At 65.2% G+C, this 14,066-nt stretch carries 10 protein-coding genes; 6 read left to right on the top strand and 4 right to left on the bottom strand.

All coding sequences use genetic code 11. The features are described from left to right. Positions 1-97 precede the first annotated feature (97 nt). Entirely contained in the window at positions 98-640 is a 543-nt protein-coding gene (locus tag FLG15_RS13870) for a C40 family peptidase (RefSeq protein ID WP_057677497.1), read from the bottom strand. Positions 641-749: 109 nt separating this feature from the next. Here FLG15_RS13870 and FLG15_RS13865 point away from each other — a divergent pair, with 109 nt between their 5' ends. The 6 genes from FLG15_RS13865 to FLG15_RS13840 all read left to right on the top strand — a co-directional run bounded on the left by FLG15_RS13865 (position 750) and on the right by FLG15_RS13840 (position 6,889). Next, on the top strand, positions 750-1,229 hold the full coding sequence (locus tag FLG15_RS13865; protein ID WP_017156383.1) for an FKBP-type peptidyl-prolyl cis-trans isomerase: 480 nt from the start codon (positions 750-752) through the stop codon (positions 1,227-1,229). A 229-nt stretch (positions 1,230-1,458) separates the two neighbouring features. Then, positions 1,459-2,703: a DUF418 domain-containing protein gene (locus FLG15_RS13860; RefSeq protein ID WP_150146591.1), complete on the top strand. Its 1,245-nt coding sequence runs from the start codon at positions 1,459-1,461 to the stop codon at positions 2,701-2,703. Further along, a complete protein-coding gene (locus FLG15_RS13855) occupies positions 2,681-3,961 on the top strand; it encodes an NAD(P)/FAD-dependent oxidoreductase (protein WP_170922397.1) in 1,281 nt (426 codons plus the stop codon). The genes FLG15_RS13860 and FLG15_RS13855 overlap by 23 nt, the downstream gene beginning before the upstream one ends. Continuing rightward, positions 3,958-5,328 carry a glutathione-disulfide reductase gene (gene gorA / locus FLG15_RS13850; RefSeq protein ID WP_057678835.1) on the top strand — a complete coding sequence of 457 codons (1,371 nt, stop codon included), beginning with the start codon at positions 3,958-3,960 and terminating at the stop codon, positions 5,326-5,328. The genes FLG15_RS13855 and gorA overlap by 4 nt, the downstream gene beginning before the upstream one ends. Positions 5,329-5,751: 423 nt before the next feature. Then, a complete protein-coding gene (locus FLG15_RS13845; protein ID WP_057678834.1) occupies positions 5,752-6,159 on the top strand; it encodes an MGMT family protein in 408 nt (135 codons plus the stop codon). A gap of 40 nt (positions 6,160-6,199) precedes the next feature. Continuing rightward, a complete protein-coding gene (locus FLG15_RS13840) occupies positions 6,200-6,889 on the top strand; it encodes a rhomboid family intramembrane serine protease (RefSeq protein ID WP_017156378.1) in 690 nt (229 codons plus the stop codon). A 356-nt stretch (positions 6,890-7,245) separates the two neighbouring features. Here FLG15_RS13840 and FLG15_RS13835 read toward each other — a convergent pair whose 3' ends face one another. The 3 genes from FLG15_RS13835 to FLG15_RS13825 form a co-directional block, all read right to left on the bottom strand. Continuing rightward, positions 7,246-9,261 (bottom strand): M13 family metallopeptidase, encoded by a 2,016-nt coding sequence (locus FLG15_RS13835; RefSeq protein WP_150146588.1) that lies wholly within the window; start codon positions 9,259-9,261, stop codon positions 7,246-7,248. Between the two features lie 169 nt (positions 9,262-9,430). After that, positions 9,431-11,527: a M13 family metallopeptidase gene (locus tag FLG15_RS13830; protein ID WP_150146585.1), complete on the bottom strand. Its 2,097-nt coding sequence runs from the start codon at positions 11,525-11,527 to the stop codon at positions 9,431-9,433. 388 nt (positions 11,528-11,915) lie between these two features. Then, the gene (locus FLG15_RS13825; protein ID WP_150146582.1) at positions 11,916-14,057 is read right to left on the bottom strand and encodes a M13 family metallopeptidase; all 2,142 of its coding nucleotides are present in this window, start codon (positions 14,055-14,057) and stop codon (positions 11,916-11,918) included. Positions 14,058-14,066: the final 9 nt, after the last annotated feature.

Genomic DNA, 14,066 nt, shown 5'->3' with positions numbered 1-14,066 from the left:
GTTCTGCTGTCGATGCGAGATGATGCCCCGGTGAAAGAATCGTTACGTTCAAAAAAAGTTAACTTTCCGTTTTATGACTTGTGATTTGCGTCACATTTCAATGCAAAACCCGCTTTGAACCTGAATAATGGTCGCGCCAGTAAGCTCCATCAAGGAAGTCCAAGCGGACTGTACCGCCGGTGGTCGGGGCATGCACGAAGCGGCCTTCACCGATATAAATGCCGACGTGCGTCACGTTGCCTCCGGAGCCAAAGAACACCAGATCGCCGGTGGCAAGTCGCTCGGGCGGGATGCGTGGGCCCTGGATTGCGGCCAGTTCGCGCGAGGTGCGCGGTAGCGCCAAGGCCAGGACATCCTTGTAGACATAGGTGACCAGCCCGCTGCAGTCGAAGCCGGTCTCCGGCGTGTTGCCGCCGAATCGGTATGGGGTGCCTACCAGCCCCAGCGCGCGCATCAAGATGTTGTTGGCGGCAGCCGGGTCGGCCGGCGCTACCTGCGGCCACACGCGCGCTGCCGGTGGGGACGCGGCCGGGCGCCGCACCGGCGCGTGCGACGAACAGCCCCCAAGCAGCAGCAGGCCCAGCAGCAGGCTGGCCGCGGCGCGTCGGGCGCAGGCGGCGAAAACTGGCGTGATATGCATGGAGCCGGGATAATGGGCGGTTCGAAAGGTCGCCATGATGGCGGCGCACCCGGCGGCCGACAAGCCGTCCTCAACCGTCTGCCACCGGGCAGCCCATTCAGAGCCAGGCATGAAGATCGAAAAAGACAGCGTTGTCCGCTTCCATTACACCGTTTCGGAGATCGGCCAGGAGCCGATCGAGAGCTCCAAGGAGCGTGACCCGTTGGCGATCATGATCGGCCACGGCAACATCATCCCGGGCCTGGAAGCGGCCATGATGGGTAAGGAAGCCGGCGAGAGCTTCGGCGTGGACGTCAAGGCGACCGAAGCCTACGGCGAATACCGCGAAGGCTTGAGCCAGCGCGTGCCCAAGAAGCATTTCGGCGCCACCAAGCTGGTGCCCGGCACCCAGGTCGTGCTGCAGACCAACTTCGGCCCGCGCGCAGTGACGGTGCAGAAAGTCGGCATGAGCGTGGTCGATGTGGACCTCAATCACCCCATGGCCGGCAAGGACCTGCATTTCGACGTGGAGATCGTCGAAGTGCGCGAAGCCACCGCGGAAGAACGCGACCACGGCCACGTACACGGCGACGGCGGTCATCACCACTGAGGGTGGGGCAAGCACGCGCCCGCGGCGGTTTGACAGTGGGACGTCTGCGCGCCACTGACGTAGGCCGCTCATCCGGCGCTACGGTGGCGCATGCAGGCTGCGCGCAGATCGGGCCATGCGTGTGGGTTGCCGCGGTGCGTGCATGATTGCTGTTCCTGACGGCCCACCCCATTGGTGGGCCGTTTGCATTCTGCGGCGCGTGCCGCCGCATCTGGTTGCCTGAGCCGTGATGACATCCCGCGACGTGCTGCTCCCCATTGCTGCGACAGAGCGCATCGTCGTGCTGGATGTCCTGCGCGGCGTGGCGCTGCTGGGCATCCTGCTGATGAACATGGAAGCCTTTGTCGGGCCGCTCGATCTGGCCATGACCGGCGTGGAGCCGCATTGGCATGGCGCCGACCGGGTTGCCGATGCGCTGGTCTACGTGTTCGTGCAAGGCAAGTTCTACACGCTGTTTTCGCTGTTGTTCGGCATGGGCTTTGCGGTGATGGCGCAACGCGCCGCGCGCGCCGGGCGCGCGTTCTTCGGCCTGTATCTGCGCCGCACCCTCGGGCTGTTGGCGATCGGGCTTGCCCATGCATTGCTGGTGTGGTCTGGCGATGTCCTGGTGACTTATGCCCTGCTGGCGTTGCTGCTGCTCGGTGCGCGCAACGTGCCGACGATGACGCTGCCGTGGCTCGCTGCGTTCGTGTACCTGTGCGCACCCGGACTGACCCTGCTGTACGGGGTGGCAGGCGAGTTGGCGCAGGCCGATCCTGCGGCGACGGTGCAGTGGAAAGCGGCGATGGCTGACGCCGCGCAGCAGGCGCTGGCGAATGTGCAGGCGCAGCGCGCCGCGTTCGGCAGCGGCACCTACCTGCAGGCGACGGTGCAGCGCTGGCATGACTTTCAGCAGGCGATGACCGGCCTCAGCATCAACGGCCCGGCCATGCTCGGCATGTTCCTGGCCGGCAGCTGGTTCGTGCGCAGCGGTGCGATCGCCACGCCCGAGCGCTTCCCACGCGTGTTTGCGACGTTGCGCTATGGCGTGTTGCCGCTCGGGCTGGGCGTGATGCTGGCAAGTTATGCATTGGAGCCGTGGATCGATCCGGCGCGGCTGGACCTGCGCCTGTCCGGCGCCTTCGCGCTGTCGCTGATTGCAGGGCCGTTGATGTGCCTGGGCTATGCCGCATGGGTGGTGCGCCTGGCACCGCGTCTGGCATGGCTTGCGCCAGCGGGGCGGATGGCATTGAGCAATTATCTGCTGCAATCGCTGGTCTGCACCGGCATCTTCTATGGCTACGGGCTGGGCTATTTCGAACAGCTGCCGCGGGTGTGGCAGCTGCCGTTCGCGCTGGCGCTGTTCGCGCTGCAGGTACTGCTGAGCCGGTGCTGGCTGCACTGGTTCCGCTTCGGGCCGATGGAGTGGCTATGGCGCAGCGCGACCTATCTGCAGGTGCCGCCGATGTGGCGTGGCACCGGGCGCACCGGGTAGCGCCTGCATGCACGGCAGCGGCGATGATGTGGTGGTGATCGGTGCGGGCGCGATTGGCCTGGCCACCGCGCTGGCACTTGTCGACGCGGGCCGGCAGGTGCGTGTGCTCGATGCCGGTGCGCCCGGTGCGGCGACCTCCTACGGCAATTGCGGCACCATCACGCCGAGCCATGCACCGCCGCTGGCGGCGCCCGGCATGATTGCGCAGGCACTGAAATGGATGTTCACCCCGGATGCGCCGCTGTATATCCCGCCGCGCCTGGATCCGGGGTTGTGGCGCTGGCTGCTGCGCTTTGCGCGGCGCTGCAATGCACGCGATTGGCAATCCAGTGCACAGGCGCGCGCAGCGCTGTTGCACGATGCGCGGCAGCGCTTCGACGCGTGGGTGGCGCGGTACGGGTTGGAGTGCGAGTTTCGTAACGACGGGCTGGATTACGTGTTTGGCGATGCGCGCCGCTTTGCGCAATACCGCGACGAATGCGCACTGCTGGCGCAGTGGGGTATCCGGGCGGAGTTCATCGATGGTGCGGACTACGTACGCCAGGATCCCGCATTTCGCGATGGGATCGCCGGCGCGATCCACTTCCCGGGCGATGCGCATCTGCGCCCGGAGCAATACACCGCAGAGCTTGCGAGAGTGCTGCGCGCACGTGGCGTGGTGATCGATGCGCACTGCCGGGTGCAGGCGATCGTGCCCGATGGAGCTGGCAGCTGCGTGCAGACCGAGCACGGCAAGCGCCGTGCGCGCGAGGTGGTGATCGCTACTGGGCCATGGTCGCCGGTGCTGGCGGCGCAACTTGGTTTGCGCCTGCCGGTGCAGGCCGGCAAGGGCTATTCGATTACCTACAGCGCGCCACATCTGATGCCGCGCCGCCCGGTGGTGTTGAAGGACCGTTGGGTGTTCGTGGTGCCGTGGCGCGAGCGCCTGCGCATCGGCAGCACGATGGAATTTTCCGGACGCGATACGCAGCTCAACGCCACCCGCCTGGCTGCGTTGGAGCGTGCAGCGACCGACTATCTGCAGGCGCCCTGCGGGCCTGCGGTGATCGAGCGCTGGTACGGCTGGCGGCCGATGACCTGGGACGATGTACCGGTCCTGGGCGCGGTGCCGGGCCATCCTCACGTCTGGCTCGCAGCCGGGCATGGCATGCTCGGTATCAGCATGAGCACTGCAAGCGGACAATTGATGGCCGACCTGATCACGGGGCGCGCACCCGCGCTGGACCCGCATCCTTACCGGGCGGAGCGTTTCGCATGAGTGCGCGTTACGACTACGACGTGGTGATTCTGGGCGGCGGCTCCGGGGGGCTTGCGGCGGGATTTCGCGCAGCAAGACATGGCGCGCGCGTGGCGATCATGGAGCCCTCCGAATTGGGCGGCACCTGCGTCAATCTCGGTTGCGTGCCGAAGAAGGCGATGTGGCTGGCAGCCGATCTGGCCGGCAAGATCGAGTTGGCCAGCGCATTGGGATTCGATCTGCCGCGCCCGACCTTGGCCTGGCAGGAGCTGGTTACGCATCGGCATGGGTACATCGCCAACATCCACGCCAGTTATCGACGCCGCCTCAATGAAGATGGCGTGGTCTTGATCCCGCAGCGTGGCGTGCTGCAGGACCGCCATACCGTCATGGGCAGCGACGGCGTGCCGGTGACCGCCGAGCACATCGTGATCGCCACCGGCGCACACCCGTTACGCCCGGACGTGCAGGGCGCAGAACATGGCGAAGTCTCCGACGATTTCTTCAACCTCTGCCATGCGCCCGAGCAGGTCGCGATTATCGGCGGTGGCTATATCGCGGTGGAAATCGCCGGGCTGCTGCAGGCCTTGGGGAGCCGCGTGCATCTGTTCGTGCAGGGCGAGCGCTTGCTGGAACGCTTCGATGCGGAACTGACCTTGCAGTTGGCCGACAACCTGCGTCATCTGGGCGTGCGGCTGCACTTCGGTTTCACCACCACCGCACTGGAGCGCGATCTGCACGGTGCGCTGCGCGTGCATGGGCATTCCGTGCATCCGCGCGAGCAGGGCAACGACGTCTTCGACAAGGTGTTCTTTGCGGTGGGCCGTCGCGCCAATACCGCCGGGCTGGGTCTGGACACGGTGGGTGTTGCGCTTGGCGACAAGGGCGAAGTGGTGGTGGACGACGGGCAGACCACCAACGTGCCGAATATTCACGCGATCGGCGATGTGGGCGGCAAGGTCGGGCTGACGCCGGTGGCGATTGCGGCGGGGCGCAAGCTGATGGACCGCCTGTTCGGTCACCAACCGGATGCGCGCATGGACTACGAAAACGTGCCCAGCGTGGTGTTTTCGCACCCGCCGCTCGGCCATGTCGGGCTCACCGAAGAGCAGGCGCGTGCGCGCTACAACGGCGCGGTGCGCGTGTACCGCAGCAATTTCCGCCCGATGCTGCACGCGCTGGCCGACGCGCCGCAGCGCAGTCTGTTCAAGCTGGTGTGCGTGGGCGAAGAAGAACGGGTGGTCGGCGTGCACCTTTTGGGTGAGAGCGCCGACGAAATGCTGCAAGGCTTTGCAGTGGCGGTAAAGATGGGCGCGACCAAGCGGGACTTCGAGGAGACCGTGGCGATTCATCCCACCTCGTCCGAAGAGATTGTGTTGATGCATTGAGGGCTGGTGCGCGGTGGCGTCGCTGCCGCTGCCGGTGGTTGGTTGCGATGTGGCGGAATGAGGCGATGCCTTGATCGATGCCCGGCTGGGATATCGCCGTTGCAGCCGTAGCCGTATCCAGCGCTGCGCGCCACCTTCTCTCCCCGACGGGGGCGGCGTATCGATGCGGGGAAGGATCGAAGCCTCTGCCCTCGTGACAGGCCTCGGCACAGGCGAGTCATCGATCCAGCTCGATCCGATGGTTCAAAGCGTTTTGTAATTTGAACCGGGCAATGACGGGGTGTCGCGTTGCCTGAGCGGTTGCTTGCGGCGCCCGTACCCTCACCCCAACCCTTTCCCGGGGGGAGGGGTTGCAACGTTCCCTTCGCCTACAGGGCGATCCGCACGCGCACATCTAGCCCCGTCAGCTGGCATGCTTGCGCGATGTCCAGATCTCGCCATCTAGCCGCGCGCGGCACTGCCAGCGTGCCTGTTCGTGACGCCTCCAAAGGTGAGTCACTGTCCGGCGAGCAGGCGCGGCTGCGGATTCTCCAGGTGATCCGCGCCATTCCCGTGGGCGAAGTCGCCGGTTATGGGGAAGTTGCCCAGCGCGCCGGCCTGCCGGGCCGTGCGCGGCTGGTGGCACGCGTGCTCAGCGGCAACGACGACCCGCAGCTACCCTGGCACCGCGTCTTACGCAGCGATGGCCGAATTGCCTTGCCCGATGGCTCGGCAGGCTACCGGGAGCAATGCCAGCGCCTGCGCGCCGAGGGCGTCCAGGTGGAACGGGGCCGTGTGCGTCGTGCCAGTGCCGCGCAGCGCTTGGACGCGGCCGTGTGGGGGCCTTCATAAGCCTGCCGTTATCATCGGCAGCATTCCGAAGGAAGCCGCCATGCCTCAACTGCCGCCCATCACCAAAGCCTTACTGATCGCCAACATCGGCTTGTTCCTGCTGCAATGGGCGGTGGGCGACCTGGGCGCTGGCGTGTTGCCATCGGACAGCGTGTTGTCGTGGCTGATGTTGTGGCCGCTGTCCAACGGCTTCGACGCGTTTTCGCCGGGCGCCAGCTTCATGCCGTGGCAGCTGCTGACCTACGCGTTCCTGCATGGCGGCTTCAACCATCTGTTTTTCAACATGCTGGCGCTCTTCATGTTTGGCGCGCCGTTGGAACAGACCTGGGGCCAGAAGCGCTTTCTGACCTACTACCTGGTGTGCGTCGCCGGCGCCGGCCTGTGCCAGTTGTTGATGGCCTGGTTCACGCAAAGCGGTGCGCCGGTCGTGGGCGCATCGGGCGGCGTGTTCGGTTTGCTGCTGGCGTATGGAATGCTGTTCCCCAACCAGCGCGTGATGCTGCTGTTCCCGCCGATTCCAATGAAGGCGCGGACGTTCGTGATCGTGTTCGGCGCGATCGAGTTGGTGCTCGGGGCGACCGGTTGGCAGCCTGGCGTGGCCCATTTCGCGCATCTGGGCGGCATGCTGTTCGGCTGGCTGATGATCCGCTACTGGCGTGGCCAGTCGCCATTCGGCGGTGGCAAGGGCGGCCGCAAAGGGCGCAAGCCGCCGTTGCGCGTGGTGCGTTGAGCTAAACGGCACGGTGCTGGACGTCTTGCATCCGGGGAGCGGTTCCGGCCACGAAGAGGCTTATCGGTAATGCCTTATCGCAGCCCGCGGCGCTCATGGGATTGGTTGAGCTGGATTGGGCGGGACATCAGAGGGCGGGTAAATGCATTATCCGCACAACACGGTGGTTGGTTGGATTGCGCGCGACGTTGAAAGTGCGCGGTTACCGCATGACCCGTAGGAGCGGCCTATGCCGCGATGAGACTCTATCGATATTGCCCGTCGCGGCCGGGGCCGCTCCTACGGAATTTCGCAGGCGATGCACACAAAAAAAGAGCGCGGATTCCGCGCTCTCTTTCATTGCCACCCGCTAGCTATCAGCGCCAGATCTTGATCTGGTCCGCATCCACGCGCTGCATCGGCTGGCCGGCCTTGCAGCTGAAGGCCGCACCGAATTCCGGCAAGTTGGACAGCGGGCCGTTGGTGCGCCACTGGCCCGGTGCGCGGATGTCGGCGCTTGCGCGCTGTACCGCTTCGTTGGGCGACAACTGCTGCGCCCACAGTCCGGCCCAAGCGGTGAAGAAGGCCTGCTTGTCGGCATCGGTGGCTGCCGGCTGCGCCTTGCTGAACGCCTGCCAGGCCAATTCGACGCCGGCCAGATCGGCCAGGTTTTCTTCGGCGGTCTGCGCGCCATTGACCTTGGCGTTGGGCACGCCCGGGTACGGGTAGGCCGAGAACTGCGTGGCGACCTTGTTGGTCAGCATCGTCCAGCTCGCCTTTTCGGCCGGCGTCCACCAGCTGCGCAATTGGCCCTTGGCATCGACCAGCGAGCCCTTGGCATCGATCGCACGGGTGATCTCGTGTGCGACCAGCGCACCGTAGGCACCGTACTGCGCCGCCTGGGTGCCGCCGGTGGTCAACACCGGCGCCTGCAACACGGCGGCGGTGACGATCAGGCGGTTCTGCGCGATGTCGTAGGCCACCGCTGGCTGCTGCGGCAGCACGTCCCAGCGACGGTCGGCGTTGCCCTTGCCGATGCGCTTCATCTCTTCGCGGTGGCGCCAGGTCGAGGCGATCAGCATATTGCCGCCGAAGCTACCGCGCCCCATCGGCTGCACGGTGTAATCCAGGTCGCGTCGCGGTGCGCCGACTTCGATCTTCATCGCGGCCAGCTTGGCCTTGGCTTCGGCCACCACCTCGCCGTTGCCCCAACCGGTGCGCTCCAGCGCGGCCAGTTGCGCATCGCGCACCTGGTCGGCGATGGCTTCGGCCTGGCGACGGGTGTCGCTGCTCAGATTACGCGACACGTACTCGCGGCCGAGCATCGGGCCGGCGGCCACGTTGATCGCGTCCAGCACCTGCTGCCAACGCTGCGGCGGCACCGCATCGCCACGCAGCAGACGGCCGCGGAACTGGTATTCGGCATCGTGGAAGCTCTTGGACAGGTACGGCGCCATCGCATCGCCCACGCGCCAGCGCAGGTAGGCCTTCCACTGGTCCGGCTTGATGCTAACGATCATGCTGTCGAGCTGCTTGAACATGGCCGGGTCGGCCATCGACACCAGGTCGTCCTTGACGCCCTGCGCTTCCAGGAAGTCGGCCAGGCGCAGGTTCTTGTACTGCTTGCTCAGTTCCTTGGTGGCGATCGGTGCGTAGTTGTTGAACGGGTTGTTGATGCCCTGCACCGACTGCGCGCTACGCGCCAGCGCGGTTTCGATCTGCAGCACGGAGGCGGCGTCGGCGTCGAGCTTGTCGGCGGCGGTGCCGGTGAGCGCCAGGATCTGCTTGACGTACGCGCGGTAGCGTCCCATCAGCGCCTGGGTGTCGGCGTCGGTGCGGGTGTAGAAGGCCGGGTCGGGCAGGCCCATGCCGCCCTGCATGAAGTAACCGATATGGCGATCGAGCGCCTTCAGGTCCACGTCCGGGCCGAAATTGAAGCCAACCGGAATACCGACCTGATGCAACGCGGCGATGGAAGCGGGCACATCCTTGGCCTTCTTGATCGCGTCGATGCGCGAGAGCAGCGGGGCGATCGGGTTGGAGCCGTCCTTCTCGACAGCTGCCTCGTCCAGGCCGCTGGCCCAGAAATCGCCGAGCAGCTTCTGCACGTTGCCCTGCGGGGACTTCATCGATGCATCGAGCAACTCGCGCTGCTGCTGCAGGGCGCGCTCGGACAATTGACCCAGCGCGGTGACGGCGCCGGCCTGCGGCACGGGGTTGGCCTTGAGCCAGCTGGCGTTGGCGTAGTCGTAGAAATTGGTGCAGGCCGCCGAGACGGCCGGAGCCTTGGGCGCTGCGGCCTTCTTCTTGCGAGCGGCGTCGGCGTCGGGGGCCGACAGCAGCGAGATCAGGCTGAAGCCAAGAGCGAGGGCAAGCGGACGAATGGTGGGCATCGAGAAGAAGGGTGGCCAGATTGAAGTCGGCGGAGTTTAGCAAGGCCGGGGGCCGTGCAGGCAGGCGCCTGCTGCCGTTCGTCCTCGCTAACGGCCGTTTGCATGAACGTGACAGGCCCGCGCGTGCGGGCCTGTACGGAGGTGTCGCATTGGAAGCCCTTGCAGTCGCTTACCAGATCACCACGCGGTCCTTGTCCGGGCGCACCATCGCATCGCCTGCCTTGCAGGAGAACGCCTGGGCGAACTGCGGCATGTTGGAGGGCGAGGCGATGGCCCGCAGGTTGGAGGGCGAGTGCGGGTCGGAAGCCAGATAGACCAGTTGCTGCTGCTCGCGGACCCGCTCGCGCCAGTTACGTGCAAAGCCCAGGAAAAACCGTTGTTCCGGGCGGTAGCCATCGATCGCCTGTGCGCGCTCGGGATGCGCACGCAATGCGGTTTGCAATGCGTCGTAGGCAATGTTGATGCCGCCCAGATCGGCGATGTTTTCGCCCAGGGTGAGCTTGCCGTTGACGTGCAGGGTTGGATGGTTCGGCAGCGGCACATAGGCGTCGAATTGCTTGACCAGCAAATCTGTGCGTGCTTCGAAGGCTTTGCGATCCTGCGGGGTCCACCAATTGACATTGTTGCCCGCACCATCGAACTGGCTGCCTTGATCGTCGAAACCATGCGACGCCTCATGGCCGATGACGGCGCCGATCGCGCCGTAGTTCAGCGCGTCATCCGCGTTGGCATCGAAGAATGGCGGCTGCAGGATGGCGGCCGGGAAATTGATGGTGTTCGTCTGGGGGCTGTAGTACGCGTTGACCGTCTGCGGCGTCATCGTCCAGCGCTTGCGATCGGTGGGTTTGCCGATCTGCGCAATGTCGTAGTGGTAGTTGAACTTCGCCGCGGCCTGCAGGTTGCGGTAATACGCGCCAGGCACGATATCCAGCCCGGACCAGTCGCGCCACGTGTCCGGGTACCCGATGTTGGGCAGGAAGGTTTCCCACTTCGCCAAGGCCTTGGCCTTGGTTTGCTCGCTCATCCAGTCGACGTGCTCGATTCGCGTCTTGAGTGCGGCGCGGATGTTGTCCACCAATTCGGCGGCGCGTTGCTTGGTGTCGGGCGTGAAGACCTTGGCGACGTACAGTTGGCCCAGGCCTTCGCCCATGGCGACGTTGACCGCACCAAGGACGCGCTTCCAGCGCGGCCGCTGTTCGGGCTGCCCGGACAGCGTCTTTCCATAAAAGGCGAAGTTGTTATCGACGAACGCCTTGCTGAGCTGCCTGGACGCGTCATCGATGGTGTGGAAGCGCAGATATGCCTGCCACTGCGCCACCGGCGCGGTGGCTAGTTGTTGGTCGAATGCTGCAAAAAAGCGCGGTTGCGACAGCGAGAAGCCGGGGCCGACATCCACGCCCTGCGCGGCGAAGAAGGTTGTCCACGAAAAGTGCGGCGTGATCTTGTCGGCATCGGCAACGCTGAGGAAGTGGTATTGATTCTTGGGTTGGCGGGCGTCGGTCGGTGCAAGCGATGCAGCAGCCAGGCGCGATTCGAGGGTCATGACGTCCTTTGCCTGGCGTTTGGCCGTGTCGGCATCGCTGCCGGTGAGTTCGAACGACTTGGCGATGTAGGCGAGGTAGGCTGCGCGGATGGGAGCGTATTGCGCAGCGGTGTAATAGTCCTTGGTCGGCAGGCCCAGGCCACCTTCCCCGGCAAAGCCGATCTGCTGCTCAGCCTTGTGGAAATCGGGGCCGGCACCGAACTCGAACACGAGTGCGTCGCCCTCTGCGTAGCGTTTGGTGATGTAGTCGGCAATCGCGGTGCTGGAGTCGAGTGCGGCAATGGCTTCCAGCTGCGGACGGATGGGCTGGTCGCCTGCTGCTTCGATGGCGGCTTCATCCATGCCGGAGGCGTACAGCAAGCCCAGCTTGCGGGTCAGGGGATCGGCCTGTTTGTCTGCCTGCTTTGCGGCGGCTTCGATAATCTGTCGCTGCGTGGCCAGGCTCTTTTCCAGCAGTTCGTCGAACACGCCCCAGCTGGTCTTGTCGGGTGGGATCGGATTGGCCTTGGCCCACTTGGCATTGACGAAGGTATCCAGGTTCGTGCAAGCGCCCGACCCGGTATCCAGATCGCCGATATCGAAGGCAGGCCTGGATGCAGGAGCGGTTGCTGCGGGCGCCTGCGTGGCCGGCATTGGCACGTTGCGATCGTCGGGCGTGCGGTTGCAGCCCCCCAGGGCGACCAGCAGGGAAAGGGCGAGTGTCGAAGTCTTGATGGCCGACATGGAGGAAAGTCGCGGGAAGGAGCGCCGAGGATAGGCGGGCGCTGCCGTGCTGGCGCATGCATGTGAGCTTTGTTGAGCCTTGCATTTAAGTTGCCGACTGTCAGCCCACAGATGCGCCTGATGCGCGAAGAAACACCGCATCACGCCATCCCGCGAGCGAACAAACAGCGCGGTAAACCTCGGTGATCAGGGCTGTTCAACGCAGGGCGCGCGATTGCCGCCTGATGGATGCAGGCACGGCCGGTGCACCCTGTACGGGACAAGGCCTGGTGCGTCCGGGCGTTTGGACGCGCAGCGCGCGATCGTGCCGGCATTGCACTGCATTGCCTCCAAAAAAACGGGCGACGATCTTTCGATCGCCGCCCGCATCAGTTACAGCAATGCGCAATTACCAGATCACGACCTGCTTGTCGCCCTGGCGCACCATCGCATCGCCCGGCTTGCACGAGAACGCGGCGGCGAATGCCGGCATGTTTGAAGGCGCACCGATGGCGCGGAAGTTGGCCGGCGCATGCGGGTCGGTCTTCAGCCGCACGACCAGTTCTTCCGGGGTGAAGTTGCGACGCCACACCGTGGCCCAGTTGAGGAAGAAGCGCTGGTCGCGGGTGATGCCGTCGGTCTTGGGGTCGTCCTTGCCGGCGGTGGCGGTCTTCATGGCGTCGTAGGCGGTGTTCAGGCCACCCAGGTCGGCGATGTTCTCGCCCAGGGTCAGGTCGCCCTTGACCTTGTCGCCGGCCGGCGTGCGGTAGCCGTCGAACTGCGCCACCAGCTTGCCGGTGCGGGCCTTGAACGCGTCCAGGTCCTTCTGCGTCCACCAACCCGGATCGGGGATGAAGTTGCCATCGGCGCCGAAGCGGCTGCCCTGGTCGTCGTAACCGTGGGTCATCTCATGGCCGATCACTGCACCGATGCCGCCGTAGTTCATTTCTTCCGGCGCATTCGGGTCGAAGAACGGCGGCTGCAGGATGGCGGCCGGGAACACGATCTCGTTCTGCAGCGGGTTGTAGTAGGCGTTGACCGTCTGCGGGCTCATGCCCCATTCGGTCTTGTCTACCGGCTTGCCGATCTTGGACAGGTTCCACTTGTAGTTGAATTCCTGCGCCGCCATCACGTTGCCCAGGTAGCTGTCGCGGCCGGTGCTCAGGCCGTTCCACTCGCGCCACTTTTCCGGGTAGCCGATCTTGGGCGTGAAGCTTTCCCACTTGGCGATCGCCTTGGTCTTGGTCTCCGGGCTCATCCAGTCCAGCTTTTCGATGCGGGCCTTGAGCGCGGTGCGCAGATTGGTCACCAAGGTTTCCATCTTGGCCTTGGAATCGGCCGGGAAGGCGACCTTGACGTACAGCTGGCCCAGCGCTTCTCCGGCCTGGCCGTTGATGGTGGCCAGCACGCGCTTCCAACGCGGCTTGATTTCCTTCTGGCCGCGCATGGTCTTGTTGTAGAACGCAAAGCTCTCATCGACGAACGGCTGGCTCAGGAACGGCGAAGCGCCATCGACGGTGTGGAAGCGCAGGTAGGCGCGCCAGATCGCCGGGTCGGTGTCGGCGATCATCTTGCTCACTTCCTGGTGGAAGGCGGGGATCGCCAGCGAGAACATCTCCGGCGTGGCCACGCCCTGCGACTTGAAGAACTCGGTCCACGACCAGTTCGGGGTCAGCTTGTCGGCCTCGGCCGGGGAAATCGGGTTATAGGCCAGCGAGGCATCGCGCGACATCTGCGTGCTGGTCTTGGAGACCTTGGCCAGGCGGGTTTCGAAGGCGGCCACTTGCTTGGCCTGCGCGGCGGCATCGGCCGCAGCCACGCCGGACAGTTCCAGCACCTTGGCCACGTGCGCCTGGTAGGCCTCCAGCTTGGCCTTGTTGGCGGGGCTGGTGTAGTACTCCGGGTCCGGCAGGCCCAGGCCGCCCTGCATGGCGTAGGCGATGTTCTGGCTGGACTTCTTGAAGTCCGCTTCGGCGCCGAAGCCGAAAAGCGCGTTGTTGCCCTTGGCCGCGCTGCTGCGCAGGTAGTCGACCAGCTTGGTCTGGTCGCTGATGGCGTCGATGGCGGCCAGTTCCGGCTTCAGCGGCTCGATGCCCTGCGCATTGATCTTGGCTTCGTCCATGCCGGTCGACCACAGGTCGCCGACGATCTTTTCCACGCCGGTGGCCTTGCTGTCGGCGGCGGCTTGTTCCACCAACTGCCGCTGGATCGCATTGGAGCGCTCGTCGAGCATCTCGAACGCGCCCCAGCTGGTGCGGTCGCTCGGCACCGGGTTGGCGGCCAGGAACTTGGCATTGGCATAGGCGTTCAGATCGGTACAGGCGTTGCTGCTGGGGTCCAGGTCGGCCGCGGTGAACTGGTTCACTGCCGGCAGCTTGCTCTGGTCCAGGGGCAGCGTCTTGGGCGCCGCCGGGGTGGTGGCCGCGGTGTCGCCCGCCGGGGCCGCGGGAGCGGCGTCTTCGGACTTTTTGCAACCGCTCAGGGCGGTGGCCACGGCCAGGGTCAGCGTCAATAAATGAGGTGTACGAATCACGAAGGACTCCAGAAGCATCAATGGGAA

Origin of the sequence: Xanthomonas phaseoli pv. dieffenbachiae (assembly GCF_008639345.1) — a bacterium.
Lineage (GTDB): Bacteria > Pseudomonadota > Gammaproteobacteria > Xanthomonadales > Xanthomonadaceae > Xanthomonas > Xanthomonas phaseoli.
Note: the sequence above shows the minus strand (reverse complement) of the source record. Positions and strands in the feature narration are given on the sequence as shown.